This is a genomic window from uncultured Parabacteroides sp. (genome assembly GCF_947855115.1).
GTDB lineage: Bacteria > Bacteroidota > Bacteroidia > Bacteroidales > Tannerellaceae > Parabacteroides.
In genome coordinates, this window is record NZ_CANTZW010000018.1 from 66,139 (window position 1) to 87,979 (window position 21,841).

Genomic DNA, 21,841 nt, shown 5'->3' on the forward strand with positions numbered 1-21,841 from the left:
TAAAACAGGCGTTAATCTATAAAAGGCAGTATGAGTTGCCGGTCATCTGTTTTCTTCCCGGTTTTTCTCGTCAATAGCTGTCGAACAGTCTCGGGGCTGACCTCATTCACGGTTTGCGTCGGGAGTTCACGGCAGGTAATAAAATAGCGTGCCTTTTTCATGACTACTCCTATTTTCTTCAATTGCTCAGAACCCAGATTGGCGTAACGCCGGGAAACGATTATGATCTTAGCCGATTTCACGCCAATTCCCGGGACTCGGAGAAGCATCTCATAGTCCGCTTTATTTATATCTACCGGAAATACTTCCGGATGCCGTAGGGCCCAAGCCAACTTCGGGTCTACGTCTAGTTCCAGGTCCGGGTATGCGTCATTGACAATTTCATCTACTTTGAATTGATAAAAACGTAACAGCCAATCCGCTTGATACAAACGATTCTCTCGGACCAACGGAGGCGTGGTAAGCGCCGGAAGGCGGTTATCATATGTATTTACCGGAATGAATCCTGAATAATAAACACGTTTCATTGTAGGTCTCTGATATAAGGCAGATGATAAATGAAGTATATCCTTGTCGGTATCAGCCGTAGCGCCAACGATCATTTGCGTACTTTGCCCGGCGGGAGCGAATCGTGGGGCATACCGGAAACGCTTGCGTTCCTCAGCGCTTTGTAATACGCCTTGCTGGATATAACGCATAGGGGCGAATACGCTTTTAAAATCCTTTTCCGGAGCTAAAGCCTGCAAACTCGCCTCATTCGGGATTTCTATGTTCACGCTTAAACGATCAGCGTAAAGCCCCGCCTCGTTCACCAATTCCTGGCTGGCTCCGGGAATGCTCTTCATATGTATGTATCCATTAAAGTGATGTATAAGGCGTAAATCCTTAATGGCCTTCACCAACCGCTCCATCGTGTAATCCGGGTTCCGGACTACACCGGAGCTCAGAAATAATCCCTCGATATAGTTACGCCGGTAAAACTCAATCGTGAGATTCACCAGCTCGGTAACGGAGAGTGTAGCCCTCGGCAAATCATTGCTTCGCCGGTTGATGCAGTAAGCGCAATCATACATACAATAATTTGTCAGCATGATCTTTAAAAGCGAGATACATCGTCCATCCTCAGCGAAACTATGGCAAATCCCCCATCCCGCAGCGCTTCCGATAGCCCCGCTCTTATGTGAACGTGAGGTTCCGCTGGAGGCGCAGGATACGTCATATTTTGCCGATTCAGCCAAGATTTTCAATTTCTCGAGTACTTTCTCGTCCATATTTTTGCGGGATTATTTCGTACAAAGATAATGATCTCGTAGGATCAATTGTACGCTTTAAAGAGATTTAAATCTGCCAAAAAGTCTTATATTTGTATCGTGAAAATTTTGGAAGTGCCTTACTTCGTTGAAATCGCCAGTTTTAACAGCACACAAGGCACAAGCCCTCGCTATATCTGCGGGTTGCTTGTCTGCGTGTGCATAGGTCTCTGGCGATACCTTACGAAGTGTGGGCAACAACCCGCTTTTTCTCTGAGCTAAAAAGGGCATGGAAATATCTGGGCAAAATATTAAGAACTTGTTATCCTCTGTCTCTTCAGACGACAGAGGGGCATTTGAGCGTTTTTATAATTTATATTACGATCAGGTATTCCGTTTCGCATATTATTGCCTTGGGGAGAAAGAGGCTTGTAAAGAGGTCGTGTCCGATGTATTCTTTTCCATTTGGAAGTCAAAAATACGCTTGAGAGATGTAGACAATATAAATACTTATTTATATGTAACGGTAAGAAATGAAGCGCTTCGTCATATTTCAAAAAACAATAGCGTCAATAAAATCCCGATGGATCAATTATGCTCATTTGAACCGGAAGAAGAATCCACTCCTGATGGAATATTGGAATCGCGAGAGATGCGGGAACTTTTAAATCTAGCGATTGATGAACTTCCTGAAAAATGTCGTCTGATATTCTTGATGATCCGTGAAGAAGGACTAAGTACTAAGGAGATCGCTAAAATTTTATCCATTCAGGAAAGTACGGTTCGAGTACAAATGAAGATTGCGGTAGAGAAGTTAATAACACGGTTGAAATCGGACTTTCCTGATATTTCATTTGTTCTTATATTAATGTCTATTCTCCAGTAATGACATACCTTTTGTTTCTATACGAATCTTAATGATTATATTGAAAAAATAGCCTTTCTCTTTAAACGAATTTCATCTAGTCTTACTCCTTGTTATAAGAAAGGCTTAATATGGAAACAAGAAAAGAAATTATAAAGCAAATGGGCGATGAGATGAGGGAGGATATCTTCCTTGAGGTTAATAGCCGCATTGAACGCAGCCTGCGTAGAAGATTCTGGCTGAGAATATCTGCGGTTGCTGCTTCCGTCACGATTTTGTTTGGTATTTCCAATTATATTTCTTTCCATGAGGGCTACAAGAAACAGAACAGCCAAATGGTAGAGATGGTAAACCCGAAAGGAATGCGATCTTCTGTTATTTTGCCAGACGGAACGAAAGTAATCCTTAACTCCGGAACTACATTAAGCTATCCGACTGCTTTCGTCTCCAAGCAAAGGGAGGTCAAGGTAGATGGGGAGGCTTTCTTTGAAGTATCACATGACAAAGATCATCCTTTTATCGTTAACGCCGAAAATGTTAAGGTGAAAGTATTGGGTACAAAGTTCAACGTGAAAGCCTATGGCGATGATGATAACATAGAGGTAACTTTGGCGGAGGGGAAAGTTGGTGTCGGACTTGACACTAAAAATCTCATCCCGATAATGCCCGGACAACAAATAAAATATATGAAAGCCTCACATCGCTTTATCAAGAGAGAAGTGAGATTACAAAGTTATACAGCGTGGGTTTGCGGTAAATTCTATTTCACTAATTATCCATTAGAGAAAATCGCTAAACAACTGGAAAGAAGTTTCAATGTGAGAATCCAGATTCTTGGGAATGATTTGAAAAAGGCCGCTTTTACCGGTGATTTCGTACGGGGGGAGAACATAGATCAAATCCTCCGAGTAATGACCGCAAATCGACCTATAAGGTATAAGATAGAAGGAGATCAAATCACGATCTCGAAAAAATAAACCAAATGAGTTATAAACTTTAAATCAATAGCCTATGAAATAGAAAAAAGAGATTGGAAAAAAGTAAAACGGAAAATGCTACCAACATCTTCCGTTTCTAAAGACTCAAGTCTGAATTATCGCAACACAATTACAAACTTTAAATCATTGCAAAAGTATGAAATTTATTTCACACACAAGGCATTATATGCCAAATGTTAACCTAAAAAAAACATATAACATCATGAGACTATCTGTTGTACTATGTATGTTCAGTTTATTTTGCGCATCTGCAAAAACGGGTTATTCTCAAGTAGCGGAAATATCATTGAATCTGCACAATGTCACTATCTCGGAAGCCTTTGAGGAGATTAAGCACCAAAGTGAATACTCTTTCTGGTACAAAAATGATGAGATTAACCTTAACGAGAAAGTCTCAGTGAAGGCTAATAAACAAAACATCGACCAAATATTACATAGTATTCTTGGTAAACAGGGTTTATCTTATACAATTGATGATAAACATATCATTATTTATAAGAAAAATGAACAGTCTCAGATGATTCAACAGGATGGTAAAATTACAGGTATCATTACCGATCAGGCGAACGTACCCATTATCGGTGCAAATGTTATCGTAAAAGGTTCCTCTATGGGTAGCATATCTGATATGAATGGGCATTTCAGCTTAGATGCGTCAGAAAAAGATATACTTCTGATATCTTATATCGGTTACATGACTAAAGAAGTAAAAGTAGGTAAACAACGTTCCCTTAAAATCCAACTGACAGAAGATACCCAAAATATAGATGAAGTTGTTGTTATTGGTTATGGATCTGTAAAGAAGAGTGATTTGACAGGTTCTGTATCTTCTGTGAAAACGGCAGAATTACAGCAAACACCAATGACCTCTATTGATCAGGGACTGGTTGGAAGAGCCTCTGGTGTACAAGTAATCCAAACTTCTGGTATGCCGGGAGCTGTAGCTTCTATCCGGGTACGTGGTAGTAGTTCTTTGCAAGGAGGAAACGAGCCTCTATATGTTATCGATGGTTTCCCTGTTTATAGTGGTAGCGGTTTCGGTAATACGGGAGGTAAGACACAGATGAGTGGTCTGTCTACTGTGAACCCCTCGGATATTGAGTCTATAGAGATCTTGAAAGATGCCGCAGCCACGGCGATCTATGGAGCACGTGCCGCTAATGGAGTTGTATTGATCACGACGAAAAGTGGTAAAAAAGGGCGAGATATTATTTCTTTTGAAACATCGACAGGTTGGTCTAATGTTTCAAAGAAAATAGATTTAATGAATGCTCAGGAATATGCGAAACTAGTAAATGAAGCATATATGAATGATGGTTTGGAACCCTATTATGATGCTACGCAGTTATCTGAAATAGCAAAGTTGGGTGATGGAACCGATTGGCAGGACGAAATTTATAGAACAGGTGTTAGCCAAACTTATCAACTAAGTTTTTCAGGAGGAGATGAAAAAACACAATATGCAATATCTGGAAACTATACCAATCAAAAAGGTATTGTGATTAACTCAGATTTTAAGCGTTATTCCATTCGGTTAAATTTAGATCGTAAAATCTTCAAAAATTTCAATGTGGGAACGCATATGACAGCTAGCCATACGATAAACAATGCGGTAGCGACAGATACAGGAGGAGAAGATGGTACTATTTCAGGGGCTTTAAGAATGAATCCGATACAACCTGTGTATGAGAATGAAGCCACAGGCGCATATACTCAAGTAAATATACCTGGTATATTGGTCCCAAATCCTGTAGCGACAGCAAAAGAGCGGAAGTTTAACAATGCGACTTCCCGTTTGCTAGGAGATATTTATGCTCAATGGGAAATAATACCTGATCTTAGATTGAAAGTATCTTTAGGTGCGGATGTCATGTATCATAAAACGAATAGATATACTCCATCCTCTATTTATCAATCGGGAGGAGTGGCTTCTGCTCAAATAGGTGTTAATAAGACTATTAATTGGTTGAATGAGAATACTCTGACTTGGAATAAAACATTTGCAGAGGAACATGATTTGAATTTATTAGGGGGATTTACCATTCAAAGGAATAATTCGGAATATGTTTTGGGATCATCTTCAAATTTTGTGAATGATGTTATGCTATATAATAATCTAGGTGCGGGCTCGGTTTACAATAAGCCGGAGTCTAATGCTACACAATGGAGCTTAATGTCTTATTTGGCGCGTATCAATTATACACTAAAACGTAAATATCTTTTCTCCATAAACGCTCGTGTCGATGGATCATCAAGATTTGGGGCAAATAGCAAATATGGTTTTTTCCCTTCCGCATCAGCCGGATGGAGAATATCCGAAGAGGAATTCATGGAATCTACAAAAGATGTTATTTCAAATTTGAAGTTAAGAACCAGTTATGGTTTTACTGGTAATACAGAGATTGGTGTGTATGAATCTTTAGCCACGTTGGGCTCTAGTAGCTGGATTTTAGGGAATCAGCTGGTATCAGGATTTTTCCCGAATAAAATTCCAAACCCAGATTTGAAATGGGAACGTACAGGACAATTTGATATTGGAGTTGACTTAGGATTAATAAGTAATAGATTGAGAATTACCGCAGATTATTACAAGAAGAAAACGACAGATCTTTTATATAATGTAGCAATTCCTTCTACCTCTGGGCATCAGAGTATGTTGAAAAATATAGGTAGCGTAGAGAATCATGGATATGAACTTTCTATTGAAAGTGATAATTTGCGAGGGGCTTTCACTTGGACTACTGCGTTTAACATATCATTTAACAAAAATAAGGTTCTAGAATTAGGAGGAGAAGAATATAAAGATGTAGGACAAAATGATGACCATTTAAAGACAGGTTCTGTACGTCGTTTAATTGTGGGAGAACCAATTGGTGTTTTTTATGGGTATCGCTTTGATGGTATCTTCCAGAATGAAGAAGAGTGTAAACAGCAGACTTCTTCAGCATCGCCTATTGGTGTTGGCTTACGTAGATATAAAGACCTGAACGGTGATGGAAAAGTTGACGCAACCAACGACCGAGAAATATTAGGAGATGCAAGTCCTAAATTTTTCGGAGGTTTAACAAATACATTTGCTTATAAAGGATTTGAATTAAATGTTTTCTTGCAATACTCCTATGGAAATAAAATATTTAATTATAATGCAATGGAATTGGAGAATCCGACAGGAGGCCAAAATGTTTTTGCCGATATGATAAATCGATGGACACCGGAACATCCGAGTGATGTTTACCCAAAAGCAACAACGAACCGGACATTATTAGTTAGTGATCGATTTATAGAGGATGGTTCTTTTTTGAAATTAAAGACTTTATCACTGTCATATAGCTTTCCTACTTTGAATATTAAACATATTCAAGGAATTCGATTATATGTAACGGGCCAGAATTTGTTAACATGGACTAAATATAAGGGATATGATCCAGAGGTTAGTTATAAAGGTGCTTCTACGCTTGAGGCAGGAGAGGATTTTGGAGGTTATCCACAAGCACGAACCTTTATGTTTGGTATAAGATTTGATATTAAGTAAATATGTAAATTGAATTAGTCATGAAAAAAATCATAAAATTTAGCTGCATATCATTATTTGCTTTATTTAATACTCACTGTTCCTTTTTGGATGAAAAGCCAGTTGACCGGTTAGTGGAAGATAATTTTTATGCTAGTGAACAGGATGCTCAAGCGGCGGTTGACGCTGCTTATCAACAATTGAATGGCATTTATAATAGATGTATGTATATGTTATGTGACTTGACATGTGACGGAATGAAAAATGGATTAGGCATGCCAAATTCAAACTTGCAAGATTTGGAATTCCTACGCCATACATCAGAAAATACATTTATTAGTGATATGTGGCAAAATAATTATGCGGGTATTATGAAAGCGAATGCGGCAATTAATAATATTCCGTCTATTACCATGAATCCTGAACTTCAGCAGAGACTTATTGGTGAAGCTAAGTTTTTGAGAGCTTTGTATTATTTTAATCTTGTCCGTTTTTGGGGAGATGTTCCTTTAGTTACTCGATTAGAGACTATAGATGATGCTATGGGACCTCGAGTGGCGAAAGAGCAAATTTTTGAGCAAATTTTATCAGATTTAGCAGAGGCCGAAGAAATCCTTCCTTATCCATCCGAATATACATCTGCGGATATTGGACGTGTGACTAAAGGTGCCGCAAAAATTTTAGCAGGAAAAGTATATTTGACAAAAGGGGATTTCGCTAATGCAAAAGATAAATTAGCGGAAGTGGTTGAACATGAAAGTTCTTATGGGTATGGTTTACATGTAAATTATGGTGATAACTGGAACTTGGAAACAGAAGCTGGAAAGGAAGCTGTTTTTTATATAGAATATAAAGCCAATCCCTTTCCTAACAATGGGGAGATGAGTATGGTTGGACCAAAATATTCTATACCGGAAACTGTTGGAGTGCAAGGATCTAATGAGGCAGATATACCAACTATGGAACTGAATGATGCATTTGAGGAAAATGATAAGCGAAAGAATGTGAACATGAGGACTCATTATACAAATTTCCAAAATGGAAAAGAATTGGTTTCTAGTATTCCCTTATTTGGAAAGTATTGGCAGGAGGGGATTAGTGCTGCTAAATTCTGTGAGATCAATATGCATATCATCCGTTATTCTGACGCTTTGCTAATGTATGCGGAAGCCTTGAATGAGGTAGGAGAATCAGCGAAAGCTCATGAAGTATTAAATCGTGTGAGAGAACGTGCATTTGGAGATTCTTCCGGAAATTATTCGGGTCTTTCAAAAGATGAGTTTAGGCAAGTAATCTTAAAGGAACGTTTTTTAGAGTTCCCGATAGAAGGGCATCGATGGTTTGATTTAGTCCGTATGGGAGTTTTCGTTACTCGTATGAAAGAGCATAGTGCTTATGAAGCCTCTATCGCAGAGAATAACAAGACTGATATTGCTAAAAATATAAAAGACCATATGGTACTTATGCCTATTCCTCAGCGAGAATTAGATTTAAATCCTGAATTAAATCAGAATCCTGGTTGGTAATAATTATGAATCTGGAGCTGTATATTTTACAGCTCCACAATAAATTATTCTATGAATATAAGACTTAATAGTACGTTGTTATCATTGACTATTGCTAGTCAATGTTTAGCTAGTCGGGTTGAAATACAGGAATCTGGAAATACTTCTTTTGAAGTAAAACCATTAAATGTCGTTTTTATTCTTTCGGATGATCATCGGTATGACTATATGGGATTCATGGGAACGATTCCTTGGTTGGAAACTCCTAATATGGATCGGATGGCCAAAGAAGGAGCACATATCAAAAATGCATTTGTTACGACATCTCTTTCTTCACCCAGTCGGGCCTCTATTCTGACAGGTATGTATTCACATAGTCACAAGGTTGTTGACAACTCGGCTCCTCTTCCTGAAGGGTTAGTATTTTTCCCTGAATATTTGCAAAAAAGCGGATATAAAACCGCATTCTTCGGGAAATGGCATATGGGAAATGATTCTGGTGCTCCGCAACCCGGATTTGACCATTGGGAGGGGTTTAAAGGACAAGGGGAATATTATAATCCTCGTATTAATACAAATGGAGAGTGGATACAATATAAAGATAGTACTTATGTCACGGACTTGTTAACTGAGCATGCAATTCAATTTATGAAAGATCAGAAACAAGCGGATAAACCATTTTTTGTTTATTTGTCTCATAAAGGGGTACATGATAATTTCTCTGCCGCAAAACGGCATAAGGATTGTTACAAAGACAAAGAATTAGTATTACCCCAGACAATAAATACTCCTTATTATGGTGTTAAAGATTTACCGACTATTAGTAAAGAGACAGGAAAAGCTGCTTCCGGAAAAGATTATTATGGAGAGAAAATGTCTCCTAATTGGGTTAAGAACCAAAGAGAAAGTTGGCATGGAGTAGATTATTCCTATCATGGTCGCCCTTGGGATGTTCAAGTTCGCAAATATTGTGAGACTCTGCGTTCTGTAGACGAAAGTATTGGCTCTGTCCTTGATTATTTAAAAGAGGCAGGATTAGATGATAACACGTTGGTGATTTATATGGGTGATAATGGTTTTGCGTGGGGAGAACATGGATTAATTGATAAAAGGCAATTTTATGAGGAGTCTGTTCGAGTACCTATGTTGGTCCGTTGCCCAGGTTTATTTGAAGGTGGTAAGGTTATAGAAAATATGGTACAAAATGTTGATATTGCTCCTACTATTATGGCATGTGCAGGTTTAGATAAAGCTAAGCAAATGGTAGGGTATTCTTTTTTGCCATTGCTTAAAGGAGAACAGGTAGATTGGCGAGATCATATTTTTTATGAATATTATTGGGAATATGAATTTCCGCAAACGCCTACGATGCATGGTATCCGTACCGACCGATATAAATACATACGTTATCATGGAGTTTGGGATACAAATGAGTTCTACGATTTGCAAAATGATCCGTATGAGACAACTAATTTAATTGCAGAACCTGAATATAAAGAAGTTATCAAGCAATTGAATGGTCAAATTTATGACTGGTTGGAATCTACGGATGGAATGAATATTCCTTTGAAACGGACAGTTAGACCTCACACGGATCATAGGAATCAAGGAAATTATTAATCTGTGAATGTGTGATTCAAGGCTTAATACAAAATGAGATACAAATATCTTTTACTTTCAAGCTTAAGGCTCCACGCCAGCCGTGGACTCCGGCTGAACGTTTCAAGGATTTATTGAAGGATATCACGATTCTAAAACCGGAAAATTTATTGGATACGTATCCGGCTATGGATGAAATAGCCCGAAAGTATTATTGGTGATAATTTCTGTTTTTTGTACGTTTGTATAATTTTAAAATTTTGAATACATGAAAAATGCTATTAACTATGGGGTCTTCTTGGCTCCGGCCTTTTTGTTCTCTGCATGTGGAGTAGGGCAAAAGGAAGTGGCAGAGAAGCCGCTTAATATCATCCATATCATGACGGATGATCATTCGTATCAAACTATTAGTGCTTATGGACATGCACTAGGTAAATTGGCTCCTACACCAAATTTAGATCGTTTGGCTGCAGAAGGAATGTTGTTTAGGCAAGCTTTTGTAGAGAATTCTCTTTCTACCCCTAGTCGTGCTTGTTTAATGACCGGTCTTTATAGTCATCAAAACGGACAAAGACAGTTAGGAAAAGGTATTGATACGACAAAAGTATTCTTTTCTGAAATCTTACAACAGCATGGCTATCAAACAGGTGTCGTAGGTAAATGGCATATGCAATGTGAACCGAAAGGTTTTGACTATTATCATGTGTTATGGGATCAAGGAGATTATTATAATCCGGAGTTCAAGAGCAAAGAATCGAATGGCAAGTATGTAAAAGAAGAAGGATATGCAACGACCCTTACGACCGATCACGCTATCGAGTTTTTGGAAGAGAGGGATAAGGATAAGCCTTTCTGCCTGTTGGTTCATCATAAGGCTCCACATCGTAACTGGATGCCGGATACGAAATATATGGATTTATATGAGGATGTAGAGTTCCCATATCCAGATACTTTCAATGATGATTATGCCACTCGTTGTGATGCCGCACGTACGCAAGAAATGAGCATAGATAAAAATATGACTTTGGTTTATGATTTGAAGGTTGATGAGCTTAAAGATAAGGAGGCTTATAAAAAGGAATGGAATATTGGTGGTTGGGAAGCCTCTTTGGATCGAATGACCCCGGAACAACGGGAGGCTTGGATAGCTTCTTATAAGCCACGTAACGAAAAATTTATTAATGAGAACCTAAAAGGCGATGATTTGGTTAAATGGAAATATCAACGTTATATCAAGGATTACGTACGTTGCATCAAATCTATTGATGATGAGGTGGGGCGTTTGATCGCATATCTGGAAAAAGAAGGACTTATGGATAATACCGTGATTGTTTATACCTCAGATCAAGGTTTTTACATGGGTGAACATGGCTGGTTCGACAAACGTTTCATGTATGAGGAATCTTTCCGTACGCCGTTGATTATCCGTTATCCTGCTAAAATCAAGGCAGGAAGTGAATGTACGGCCTTGGTACAGAACATTGACTATGCCCCGACTTATCTGGATATAGCCGGTATCAAGAAACCTGATTATATGGTAGGAACGTCTTTAGTCCCCTTGTTTGGAGGTGAGACACCAAAAGATTGGCGCGAATATTTGTATTATCATTATTATGATTATCCTGCGATCCATATGGTACGTCGTCACGATGGCGTGCGTGACAGTCGTTATAAATTGATCCATTTTTATGGAGAAAAGAATGAACATAATGACGCGATTAATTGTAACGAACTTTATGATTTGCAAAATGATCCGAATGAACTGAATAACTTATACGGCAATCCGGAATATGCCGATGTCCAAACTCGTTTGCAAGCACGTTTGGATAAGTTCCGTGCAGACCAGAAAGTTGACGAATATTAAGGTGCTAACTCTGTAAAATCATTTATTTTGTGTAAGTTTGGCGGATAGAAAGAATCATTCACCTAAAATACGATCGTGAAATGAAACTCAATTTATCCGCTAGATTTTTAATATTGGCCCTACTTTGTGGTTCTTGCGTATTGAACACGCCAAAGGAGGAGATTGAATACAACGGAATGAATACGCTACAGATATCAAATATAGAAGATTTGATATCTTTCTACCAATATGCCGATGACCGAATTCCTTTAATTAGCGGACACCGAGGTGGACGGGGGAAAGGCTATCCTGAGAACAGTATGGAAACTTTTGAAAATACCCTTTCTTATACACCTGCCACATTCGAGATAGATCCGAGGTTAACCAAAGATAGTGTTATCGTCCTTTTCCATGATGATACACTGGAGCGTACCAGCAATGGGACAGGGAAAGTATCTGATTATACTTGGAAAGAATTGCAAAATTTCCGTTTGAAAGATCCCGAGGGAAATATCACGAACTATCGTATTCCGACTTTAGAGGAAGCGATTCGTTGGGCCCGTGGAAAAACAATTCTAATCCTTGATAAGAAGGATGTTCCTATGGAACGTACCGCTCAATTGATTACCGATATGCAAGCGGAACCTTATGTGATAATTACGGTTCATGATGGAGCCTCGGCCCGTTTCTTTTACGAGAAAAATCCTAATTTCATGTTTGAGGCTTTCGTAAAAACGAAAGAAGCGGTTCAAGACTATGAGAATAATGGTATACCTTGGAGCCATATCATGGCTTATGTAGGCCCTAAGATTACCCCCGAAGTCCGTGAGGTGATCGATATGTTACATGAAAGAGGTGCCATGTGCATGATATCTACCGCTCCTTCCGACGATAAATTATCCACACCCGAAAGTCGTGCTGAAGCATACCGTATGATTATCCGTCAAGGTGTGGACATTATAGAGTCCGACCGACCTATTGAGGTTGCAGAAGCGATCTCTAGCTTGATTCCTGTCAACAGTTCCAAAGGAAAATTTTTCTCTACACTATAAACATAATCAATATAAGACATGAACAAAGAACTAGAAATGACTCCTAACGCATTAGTGGAGTTTTTACAAAAGCCGGCATCCGAGTTTACGAAAGAGGACATCATTCGTTATATCTATGAGAAAGATATCCAGATGGTTAATTTCATGTATCCAGCAGGCGACGGACGTTTGAAGACACTAAACTTTGTAATCAACAATGCAGCCTATCTGGATGCGATCCTGACTTGCGGCGAGCGAGTAGACGGTTCTAGTCTTTTCTCGTTTATCGAGGCGGGAAGTAGTGACCTGTATGTGGTACCCCGTTTCCGTACGGCTTTCGAGGATCCGTTTGCGGAATTGCCTACGCTTACCATGCTCTGCTCATTCTTCAATAAGGATGGAGAACCCTTAGAAAGTTCCCCGGAATATACCTTGCGTAAAGCTTGTAAGGCTTTTAAGGAGGTTACGGGAATGGAATTTGAGGCAATGGGAGAGTTGGAGTATTACGTAATCGCCCCGGATGAAGGTGTTTTTCCTGCTACCGACCAAAGAGGTTATCATGAATCCGCTCCTTATGCTAAGTTCAATGAATTCCGCACGGAGTGCATGCACTGCATTGCGCAAGCCGGAGGGCAAATCAAATATGGTCATTCAGAGGTTGGTAATTTTACGTTAGATGGCTTGATCTACGAGCAAAATGAAATCGAGTTCTTGCCATGTCCGGCAGAAAATGCGGCAGACCAGTTAATGATCGCGAAATGGGCGATCCGAAATTTGGCGCACGAATATGGTTATAATATCACCTTCGCCCCGAAAATCACGGTGGGAAAAGCCGGTTCCGGCCTGCATATCCATATGCGTATCATGAAAGACGGCAAGAATCAAATGCTGGCGAATGGCGTGTTATCCGAGACCGCCCGTAAAGCTATTGCGGGGATGATGTGTTTGGCACCATCTATCACGGCTTTCGGAAATACGAATCCGACCTCATATTTTCGCTTAGTGCCACATCAAGAAGCACCTACAAATATTTGTTGGGGAGATCGGAACCGCTCTGTTTTAGTACGTGTCCCGCTAGGTTGGGCGGCAAAAACGGACATGTGTTCTTTAGCGAATCCGTTAGAGCCCGTTAGCCATTATGATACGAGCCAGAAGCAAACGGTTGAGATGCGTTCGCCGGATGGTTCCGCTGATTTGTACCAATTATTGGCAGGGTTGGCGGTTGCGTGCCGCTATGGTTTTGAGATCGATAATGCTTTGGAGATTGCTGAGAAGACTTATGTAAACGTGAATATTCATAAGGAAGAGAATCAAGATCGTCTGAAAGCGTTAGACCAACTCCCAGACAGCTGTGCGGCCTCAGCCATCTGTTTAAGACGGCAACGTGCTGTTTTTGAAAAATATAATGTGTTTAGTCCGAGTATGATAGACGGTATTATCCACAAACTGGAATCTTATAATGACTCATCTTTACGGAAGGATATGGAAGATAATCCGGAAGAGATGCTAAAGCTGGTTAATACTTATTTCCATTGTGGCTGAAAATTATATTTACAGATTCATATGAAGGGCGTGCTTGTGATGGGCACGCCCTTGTTTTTGGTCTACAGATTAAGAATAACATGATGAATAGTGATAAATAATTACTCGGATATCCTTGTTCTCATCTTAAATCTGTACTTTTGGCAAAAAAAATTTAGAGATGAGAAGTTTCGCTAGTGACAACAATTCCGGCGTGCATCCCCGGGTAATGGATGCGATCATCAAGGCTAATGATAATCATGCGGTTGGATATGGTGATGATCCTTGGACCGAGGCCGCTACAAGTAAAATACAAGAAGTGTTCGGTAAGGATGCTTCTCCTTTTTTTGTATTTAACGGGACGGGTGCGAATTCCGTAGCCCTGCAAGCCGTGACACGTCCGTTTAATAGCATCTTGTGCGCTGAGACCGCCCATATCAACGTAGACGAATGTGGAGCTCCCGCACGAATGACCGGTTGCGCTATCGTTACGATCCCCACGAAAGACGGTAAATTAACGCCGGAATTGATTCGTCCCCATTTGAAAAACTTCGGGGTTTGCCATCATTCGCAACCCAAAGCTGTTTATATTTCCCAGGTATCGGAATTAGGTACGGTTTATACGATAGAGGAAGTGAGAGCGATCGCGGATCTTTTGCATTCATATGATATGTATCTGCATATGGATGGAGCCCGTTTAGCGAATGCTTGTGCCTACTTGAATTGCACGATGCGTCAAGTTACCATAGATGCCGGCGTAGATATCTTGAGCTTCGGGGGTACGAAGAATGGTATGATGATGGGGGAGGTCGTCGTGTCGTTCCACCCGGAAATAACGGAGAACCTACAATTTTATCGGAAGCAATCCGCTCAGCTTGCCTCTAAATTGCGTTATCTTTCTGCCCAGTTCATCCCTTATCTGGAAAATGACCTTTGGTTGGAGAATGCCATGAAAGCGAATGACAGCGCGGTCAGGTTAGCGAATGTGTTACAGCGATATCCGGAAATCCGCTTTACGCAGAAAATAGAGTCTAATCAACTCTTTTTTACGATTCCTTCTGAGGCATTGAGGAAGTTACAAGATAAATATTTCTTCTATATGTGGAACGAAGAGATAAATGAGGTGCGTCTGGTTACCTCTTGGGATACTTCCGATGAGGATATCGCTGATTTCGAGCTACAGATGAAAAAAATATTCGGTTAAAATCATAGATATAGAATTAGATCTGATAATATGAAAAGATGTTTTGTTTGGGTGATAGTTCTTATAGGATTGTTACCCATAAATAAAGTTTTAGCTCAGAAATGTAGTGATGCCGAGCGGAATACGTTACGTATCATGAGTTATAATATCCGTAATGGAAGGGGGATGGATGAGGTGACAGACCTTCAACGTATAGCGGACGCTATCCGTAAGGTAACTCCCGATGTGGTAGCCGTTCAGGAAGTGGATAGTGTGACAGGAAGGAGCGGAGGGACAGATGTGCTTCGGCTGTTGGGGGAACAGACATTGATGTTTCCGACTTACGCCCCGGCGATCGACTATGATGGCGGTAAATACGGGGTAGGTATGCTAAGCAAGGAAAAACCATTGAGATATCGGTATATAGCTCTTCCCGGACGAGAGGAGGAACGAGTCTTGCTATGGGTTGAGTTTGAGAAATATATCTTCTGCTGTACGCACCTATCTCTGACACCGGAAGATCGGATGCTCTCTTTGCCGATCATCCGTAAGGAAGCGGCTGCTGCGCGAAAGCCATTATTTATCGCCGGGGATTGGAACGCTACGGCTCACTCTCCTTTTATCACGGAGATCAGTAAAGATTTTCAGTTGTTAAGCAATCCTAAACTGGCCACGTTTCCTGCTTCCACTCCGGATAGTTGCTTGGATTATATAGCGGGATACATAAAGAATGGTCAGCCGTTTACCCGTTTGTCCGCATGGGTTCCGGAAGAGGCTATGGCGTCAGACCATCGTCCGGTCGTGACAGAGGTTCGCCTGAAAGCGAAGGCAGAAGAGATCTTTTATGCGGCTCCTTATCTCCAGAATCCTACGGAGGGTGGTATTACGGTGATGTGGCAAACCAATGTTCCGGCTTATAGTTGGGTGGAATATGGTACGGATACGTTAAATCTCAAGAAGGTCCGCACGATTGTGGATGGTCAAGTGATATGTAACGGCTTGCATAATAAGATCCGGCTGACAAATATCCAGCCCGGACAGACCTATTATTACCGGGTATGCTCGCAGGAAATCATGCTTTATCAAGCTTATAAGAAAGAGTTTGGTGAGACAGCGGTATCTCCGTTTTATTCGTTCAAACTCCCGTCCGCATCCCAAAAGGATTTCACGGCGTTGATCTTTAATGACCTGCATAAGCATATCCCGACTATGGATGCTTTATATGAGCAGGTATGCGATATCCCTTATGATTTCGTTGTGTTTAATGGCGATTGTATTGATGATCCGGCCAATGAGAAAGAGGCTTTGTATCACTTGGCATACTTATGCGGGAAGGTAGGCGCTAGCAATGTTCCCGCTTTTTTCCTGAGAGGTAATCACGAGATTCGTAACGCTTATTCTATTGGTCTTCGTGCCTTGTTTGATTATGTGGGCGATAAGACATATGGGGCGTTTAACTGGGGAGATACCCGTTTCGTCATGTTGGATTGCGGCGAGGATAAGCCGGATAGCACATGGGTGTATTACGGATTGAATGATTTTACCGGTCTTCGGAAAGATCAGGTGGGTTTCCTTTCGAAAGAATTGGAAAGTAAGGAGTTTAAACAGGCTTCGAAGCGGGTTTTATTGAACCATATCCCTATCTATGGGAATGGGGATGCCTATGAGCCTTGTCCGGAACTTTGGGGAAATTTGTTGGCGAAAGCTCCTTTCTGCGTGAATATATCCGCTCATACGCATCGATACGCTTTTCATCCGAAAGGTTCACTGGAAAACAACTTCCCGGTAATCGTAGGTGGAGGTCCAAAGCTCGATTCGGCCACGGTGATGATCTTGCGGAAAAAAGGAGATGAAATGAATGTACGGGTGTTGAACGCAAAAGGGGAGACCTTATTAGACTTGAAGTTATAAGAGACAGGATGAATACAGATTTGATTTATGGGATTGATGACCGTCCTCCTTTGAAAGAGACCCTTTTTGCGGCTATCCAGCATTTGCTGGCTATATTCGTGGCGATCATAACACCTCCCTTGATTATCGCCGGGGCATTGAAACTGGATTTGGAGACTACCGGTTTTTTGGTTTCCATGGCCTTATTCGCCTCTGGGGTATCCACATTTGTTCAATGCCGTAAATTAGGGCCGGTCGGAGCCGGATTATTATGTATACAGGGGACTAGTTTCTCGTTTATCGGTCCGATTATTACGGCTGGTTTGGCGGGTGGGCTTCCTCTTATATTCGGAGTTTGTATCGCCGCTTCTCCGGTTGAGATGATCGTGAGCCGTACCTTTAAATATTTGCGTTCGGTGATTACTCCCTTGGTGTCGGGAATCGTGGTGCTACTGATTGGTTTAAGCTTGATTAAGGTGGGGGTAATCGCTTGCGGTGGAGGATATTCAGCTATGGATAACGGCACGTTTGGCAGCTTTCGTAATATCGGGGTGGCTGTATGTGTCTTGTTGAGTGTTTTGTTCTTTAATCGTTGTAAGAACAAGTACTTGCGGATGAGTTCTATCGTGCTTGGACTGTGTATCGGTTATGCGATTGCTTTTGCCATGGGGATGGTGGATATGGAATCCGTCTCCTCGCAGACTTTGAATGGGTTTAATATTCCGGTTCCTTTCAAATATGGGTTGGATTTTAATATATCTTCGTTCGTGGCGGTTGCCTTGATCTATTTGATCACGGCGATTGAGGCTACGGGGGATATTACCGCCAACTCGATGATATCGGGGAAATCGATCGAAGGGGAAGGTTACTTGAGGAGGGTATCCGGAGGTGTTCTGGCAGATGGGGTAAACTCGTTTGTCTCCGGTATCTTTAATTCCTTCCCGAATTCTATCTTTGCCCAGAATAACGGGATCATCCAATTGACAGGAGTCGCCAGCCGGTATGTTGGGTATTATATAGCGGGTATGCTGATCCTTTTGGGATTATTCCCGATTGTCGGTGTTATCTTCTCGTTGATGCCCGATCCGGTTTTAGGAGGCGCTACCTTGTTGATGTTTGGTACGGTAGCGGCGGCGGGTATCCGCATTATCGCGGCCCAAGATATCAACCGGAAGGCCACGTTGGTCTTGGCGGTCAGCTTGTCTTTGGGGCTAGGGGTGGAGTTGATGCCGGATATTTTAGGTGCGGCTCCCCAGGTAATCCGGGGAATATTCTCCTCTGGCATTACGACAGGAGGATTGACGGCTATTTTAGCGAATTTATTTATACATGTAAAAGAAGATCAAACAGAATAACGAATTATGGAATTATTGAAGCAACGCATCTTGCAAGACGGCCGCTGTTATCCCGGTGGTATTCTTAAAGTGGATAGTTTTATTAACCACCAGATGGACCCGATGTTGATGTATAAGATCGCGGAGGAATTTATCTGCCGTTTCCAAGATCGTAAAATTAATAAGATCGTGACTATCGAGGCGAGTGGTATCGCGCCGGCTATTATGGTAGGATATATAATGCAGTTGCCGGTGGTTTTCGTAAAGAAGAAGAAACCGAAGACAATGGAGAATATGCTTTCTACCGTGGTTCATTCCTTTACGAAGGATCGGGATTATACGGTATGTATTAGCAATAATTTCTTGACACCGGATGATCATATTCTTTTCATTGATGATTTCTTGGCCTACGGGAATGCCGCCATGGGAATAGTCGAGCTGGTGGAGCAATCGGGAGCCGTGATTGAAGGGATGGGTTTTATCATTGAGAAGGCGTTTCAAGATGGCGGGAATATGCTGCGTGAGAAGGGGATACGTGTGGAGAGCCTCGCTATTATTGATAATCTGGATGATTGTAAGATAACTATTCGTTAATTTATGAGATATGGATGAAAGAATAAAAGAAAAGTTAATTAACCGTGCGAAAACGAATCCTTATGTGAATTTTCTGGGGATTGACTTTACGGTTATCGAGGAAGGTCGTGTAGAGGCGCATATGCCTTTACATGATGAGCAGAGGCAATATAGCGGTGTGACACATGGAGGAGTCTTGGCTGCTTTAGCGGATACGATCGCCGGCTTTGCCGCTTATACGATGACTCCGTTGGAGAAAGATGTACTGACGGCCGAACTGAAAATTTCCTTTTTACGGGCCGCTTGGGGCAATGAGTTGATCGCCAAGGGGACCGTGATCAAGGCGGGGAGGAATATTCATTTTTGTGAGTGCGAGATTTATTGTGACGATAAGCTGGTGAGTAAGTCTTCCGGGACATTTTGTGTAGTCCATCCACAGGTATAAATGACGCTATTCCGGGCTAAGCCGGAAGCAGATACTGGTATATTAATTCTTAAATCTTATTTATCGATATTATGAAGACTTCAAATGTAAAAAAAATCCTTTGTGGTTGTCTGTTATTTGCCGCTACATGGCCGGCATACAGCCAACGGGGTACAAATCCCCGTTTGATAATCCGTGCGGATGATATGGGATCGTTCCGTTCTGCCAACATAGCGTGTATGGAGGGATATAAGAATGGGGTGGAGACTTGTGTTGAGGTTATGGTAGTCACTTCATGGTTTCCCGAGGCCGCTCGGTTGCTGAGAGAGAATCCGGGTATAGATGTCGGGCTTCATCTGACGTTTACTAGTGAATGGGATAACGTAAAATGGCGTCCGTTGACACATTGTCCGAGTCTGACCGATAGCAATGGCTATTTCCTTCCGATGATGTCTCCGAATCCCGCCTATCCGGGACTGGCGATTCTGGAGAATAAATGGAACTTAGCGGAGATCGAGCAGGAAGCCCGGGCCCAGATAGAGATGGCCTTAAAGAATATACCCCAGATCAGCCATATTTCCGGGCATATGGGATCGACTGGTTTTGATCCGGAAGTCGTGAAGCTGATGCGCCGTTTGTCTGAGGAATATCATCTGCCGGTCGTGGATCGGGTTGAGGCGATGAAGGAATACGATTTTACCTATTCCGGGTATGATGGGGCTTCTAAGACCTCGGCCGAGAAGGTAGCCAGTTTCATCAAGATGCTGGATAAGTTGGAACCTGGTAAACGCTATATGTTCTTGGATCACCCGGCTTTGGATAACGAGGAAATGAAAACTGTCGGGCATATAGGTTATGAGAATGTAGCGATGGATCGTCAAGGTGTGACCGATCTTTTTACCAGTCCGGAAGTAAAGCAAGCTTTGAAAGATAAAAATATAGATTTGATCAGTTTCAACGACTTGACTAAAGAGCTTCCCCGTGGGGAAGCCTCAAAAAGCTTGGATAAGGCGTTTGGCAATTATCTTCGGGCGGTGAAGAAGGTTAACCAAGATTTACATAGTATCATGATCCTTCAGCATGGGAAGGTCGTGAAAGAACAGTGGCTGGGAGAAGGTGATCGCCAGACTCCGCATGTTTTAAACTCCGTAAGTAAAACCTTTACGGCAACAGCCGTCGGTTTTGCCGTTGCCGAGGGTAAATTGAAGGTCACGGATAAGGTAATCTCGTTCTTCCCCGATAAATTGCCGGCCGAAGTGGGCCCTTACCTGAAAGAGTTGGAGATACGTCATTTATTAACTATGTCATCCGGGCATGATGTTGATCCTACCGCTTTAGTACACCAGGAGGGAAATGAGAATGCTGACTGGGTAAAGCTCTTTTTCTCGGCACCATTGGTACATAAGCCGGGGACCTATTTTGTATATAACAGCCTCGGTACGTATATGCTTTCTGCCATCGTCCAGAAGGTGGCAGGAGAGAAAGTGATCGATTATTTGTATCCTCGCCTGTTCCGTCCGCTAGGTATTGTCGGTGCCACTTGGCAGGAGAGTCCTCAGGGGATCAATTGCGGGGGTTGGGGATTATACCTCAAGACCGAGGACTTAGCGAAAATGGGGCAGTTTTTCTTGCAAAAAGGAAAGTGGAACGACAAGCAATTACTTCCCGAAAGCTGGATAGAGGCGGCCACTACCTCTAAAATAGCCTCTATGCCTGCTGGTATGAGACCGGATAACTTGAAGATGAAACCGAAAGATAGCGATTGGTTGCAAGGGTATGGTTATCAGATGTGGCGTTGCCGTCATAACGCTGTTCGTGCCGATGGAGCCAAAGGCCAATATATTATTATCTTGCCGGAAAAAGATGCGGTAATCGCTATGACTGCGAATATTGATGATATGCAGGCTGAGATCAATTTGGTTTGGAAGTACATCTTACCTGCCTTGAAGTAAAAAAATAATTCTATTGGGGGAAATCAGAAGAACCCTTCTTACAAGAAAAAGCTCTCAAGTCAACAACTTGAGAGCTTTTTCTTGTGTTGCGGAGGCAAGACTCGAACTTACGACCTTTGGGTTATGAGCCCAACGAGCTACCACTGCTCCACTCCGCGATATAGTTGCTATCGTTTCTCGATTGCGAGCGCAAAGGTAGGGATATTTTCTTATAAAACAAATTTATTGCAAGTTTTTTTTAATATACTTGGTAGATACGATCTTTTTTAAGTACTTTGCGCACAGTTTTAATCAAAATGTGCAATACAATGCCGATGACAGTTTCTAAAACACGTGACATGTTGGTGGATGTGGCCAGACAA

16 protein-coding genes and 1 tRNA gene are annotated in these 21,841 nt (G+C 41.5%); 15 read left to right on the forward strand and 2 right to left on the reverse strand.

What is annotated here, in order from left to right; all coding sequences use genetic code 11:
• Positions 1-11 precede the first annotated feature (11 nt).
• A complete protein-coding gene (locus Q0110_RS11975) occupies positions 12-1,271 on the reverse strand; it encodes a putative DNA modification/repair radical SAM protein (protein ID WP_297906429.1) in 1,260 nt (419 codons plus the stop codon).
• A gap of 268 nt (positions 1,272-1,539) precedes the next feature.
• On the opposite strand from Q0110_RS11975, the gene Q0110_RS11980 reads away from it, so the two are divergent.
• From Q0110_RS11980 to Q0110_RS12050, 15 genes are all read left to right on the forward strand, one after another.
• Positions 1,540-2,136: an RNA polymerase sigma-70 factor gene (locus Q0110_RS11980; RefSeq protein WP_297906431.1), complete on the forward strand. Its 597-nt coding sequence runs from the start codon at positions 1,540-1,542 to the stop codon at positions 2,134-2,136.
• Positions 2,137-2,246: 110 nt separating this feature from the next.
• On the forward strand, positions 2,247-3,092 hold the full coding sequence (locus Q0110_RS11985) for a FecR domain-containing protein (RefSeq protein WP_297906433.1): 846 nt from the start codon (positions 2,247-2,249) through the stop codon (positions 3,090-3,092).
• Positions 3,093-3,339: 247 nt separating this feature from the next.
• Positions 3,340-6,645: a TonB-dependent receptor gene (locus tag Q0110_RS11990; protein WP_366139667.1), complete on the forward strand. Its 3,306-nt coding sequence runs from the start codon at positions 3,340-3,342 to the stop codon at positions 6,643-6,645.
• 20 nt (positions 6,646-6,665) lie between these two features.
• Positions 6,666-8,150 carry a RagB/SusD family nutrient uptake outer membrane protein gene (locus tag Q0110_RS11995; protein WP_297906437.1) on the forward strand — a complete coding sequence of 495 codons (1,485 nt, stop codon included), beginning with the start codon at positions 6,666-6,668 and terminating at the stop codon, positions 8,148-8,150.
• 51 nt (positions 8,151-8,201) lie between these two features.
• Positions 8,202-9,749 (forward strand): sulfatase, encoded by a 1,548-nt coding sequence (locus Q0110_RS12000; RefSeq protein WP_297906438.1) that lies wholly within the window; start codon positions 8,202-8,204, stop codon positions 9,747-9,749.
• A gap of 11 nt (positions 9,750-9,760) precedes the next feature.
• Positions 9,761-9,949, forward strand: a complete 189-nt coding sequence (locus Q0110_RS12005; protein ID WP_297906440.1) for a hypothetical protein — start codon at positions 9,761-9,763, stop codon at positions 9,947-9,949.
• 47 nt (positions 9,950-9,996) lie between these two features.
• Complete coding sequence (locus Q0110_RS12010) at positions 9,997-11,592, forward strand: sulfatase (RefSeq protein WP_297906442.1); 1,596 nt, start codon at positions 9,997-9,999, stop codon at positions 11,590-11,592.
• An 80-nt stretch (positions 11,593-11,672) separates the two neighbouring features.
• Positions 11,673-12,623, forward strand: a complete 951-nt coding sequence (locus tag Q0110_RS12015) for a glycerophosphodiester phosphodiesterase family protein (protein WP_297906444.1) — start codon at positions 11,673-11,675, stop codon at positions 12,621-12,623.
• An 18-nt stretch (positions 12,624-12,641) separates the two neighbouring features.
• Positions 12,642-14,144, forward strand: coding sequence for a glutamine synthetase family protein (locus tag Q0110_RS12020; protein WP_297906446.1), 1,503 nt, complete (start codon positions 12,642-12,644; stop codon positions 14,142-14,144).
• A gap of 160 nt (positions 14,145-14,304) precedes the next feature.
• Positions 14,305-15,327, forward strand: coding sequence for a low specificity L-threonine aldolase (locus tag Q0110_RS12025; RefSeq protein ID WP_297906448.1), 1,023 nt, complete (start codon positions 14,305-14,307; stop codon positions 15,325-15,327).
• Positions 15,328-15,357: 30 nt separating this feature from the next.
• Positions 15,358-17,217, forward strand: coding sequence for an endonuclease/exonuclease/phosphatase family protein (locus Q0110_RS12030; RefSeq protein WP_297906450.1), 1,860 nt, complete (start codon positions 15,358-15,360; stop codon positions 17,215-17,217).
• 8 nt (positions 17,218-17,225) lie between these two features.
• Positions 17,226-18,551 carry a nucleobase:cation symporter-2 family protein gene (locus Q0110_RS12035; RefSeq protein WP_297906452.1) on the forward strand — a complete coding sequence of 442 codons (1,326 nt, stop codon included), beginning with the start codon at positions 17,226-17,228 and terminating at the stop codon, positions 18,549-18,551.
• A gap of 6 nt (positions 18,552-18,557) precedes the next feature.
• Positions 18,558-19,124 (forward strand): xanthine phosphoribosyltransferase, encoded by a 567-nt coding sequence (gene xpt, locus Q0110_RS12040; protein WP_297906455.1) that lies wholly within the window; start codon positions 18,558-18,560, stop codon positions 19,122-19,124.
• 10 nt (positions 19,125-19,134) lie between these two features.
• Positions 19,135-19,548, forward strand: coding sequence for a PaaI family thioesterase (locus Q0110_RS12045; protein ID WP_297906457.1), 414 nt, complete (start codon positions 19,135-19,137; stop codon positions 19,546-19,548).
• 71 nt (positions 19,549-19,619) lie between these two features.
• Positions 19,620-21,479: a ChbG/HpnK family deacetylase gene (locus tag Q0110_RS12050; RefSeq protein ID WP_297906459.1), complete on the forward strand. Its 1,860-nt coding sequence runs from the start codon at positions 19,620-19,622 to the stop codon at positions 21,477-21,479.
• An 86-nt stretch (positions 21,480-21,565) separates the two neighbouring features.
• Here Q0110_RS12050 and Q0110_RS12055 read toward each other — a convergent pair.
• Positions 21,566-21,637 (reverse strand) — tRNA-Met (locus Q0110_RS12055).
• Positions 21,638-21,841 lie beyond the last annotated feature (204 nt).

Coding starts and splice junctions, on each gene's coding strand:
- Q0110_RS11975 (WP_297906429.1), bottom strand. CDS start 1,271: ATGGACGAGAAAGTACTCGAGAAATTGAAAATCTTGGCTGAATCGGCA.
- Q0110_RS11980 (WP_297906431.1), top strand. CDS start 1,540: ATGGAAATATCTGGGCAAAATATTAAGAACTTGTTATCCTCTGTCTCT.
- Q0110_RS11985 (WP_297906433.1), top strand. CDS start 2,247: ATGGAAACAAGAAAAGAAATTATAAAGCAAATGGGCGATGAGATGAGG.
- Q0110_RS11990 (WP_366139667.1), top strand. CDS start 3,340: ATGTTCAGTTTATTTTGCGCATCTGCAAAAACGGGTTATTCTCAAGTA.
- Q0110_RS11995 (WP_297906437.1), top strand. CDS start 6,666: ATGAAAAAAATCATAAAATTTAGCTGCATATCATTATTTGCTTTATTT.
- Q0110_RS12000 (WP_297906438.1), top strand. CDS start 8,202: ATGAATATAAGACTTAATAGTACGTTGTTATCATTGACTATTGCTAGT.
- Q0110_RS12010 (WP_297906442.1), top strand. CDS start 9,997: ATGAAAAATGCTATTAACTATGGGGTCTTCTTGGCTCCGGCCTTTTTG.
- Q0110_RS12015 (WP_297906444.1), top strand. CDS start 11,673: ATGAAACTCAATTTATCCGCTAGATTTTTAATATTGGCCCTACTTTGT.
- Q0110_RS12020 (WP_297906446.1), top strand. CDS start 12,642: ATGAACAAAGAACTAGAAATGACTCCTAACGCATTAGTGGAGTTTTTA.
- Q0110_RS12025 (WP_297906448.1), top strand. CDS start 14,305: ATGAGAAGTTTCGCTAGTGACAACAATTCCGGCGTGCATCCCCGGGTA.
- Q0110_RS12030 (WP_297906450.1), top strand. CDS start 15,358: ATGAAAAGATGTTTTGTTTGGGTGATAGTTCTTATAGGATTGTTACCC.
- Q0110_RS12035 (WP_297906452.1), top strand. CDS start 17,226: ATGAATACAGATTTGATTTATGGGATTGATGACCGTCCTCCTTTGAAA.
- xpt (WP_297906455.1), top strand. CDS start 18,558: ATGGAATTATTGAAGCAACGCATCTTGCAAGACGGCCGCTGTTATCCC.
- Q0110_RS12045 (WP_297906457.1), top strand. CDS start 19,135: ATGGATGAAAGAATAAAAGAAAAGTTAATTAACCGTGCGAAAACGAAT.
- Q0110_RS12050 (WP_297906459.1), top strand. CDS start 19,620: ATGAAGACTTCAAATGTAAAAAAAATCCTTTGTGGTTGTCTGTTATTT.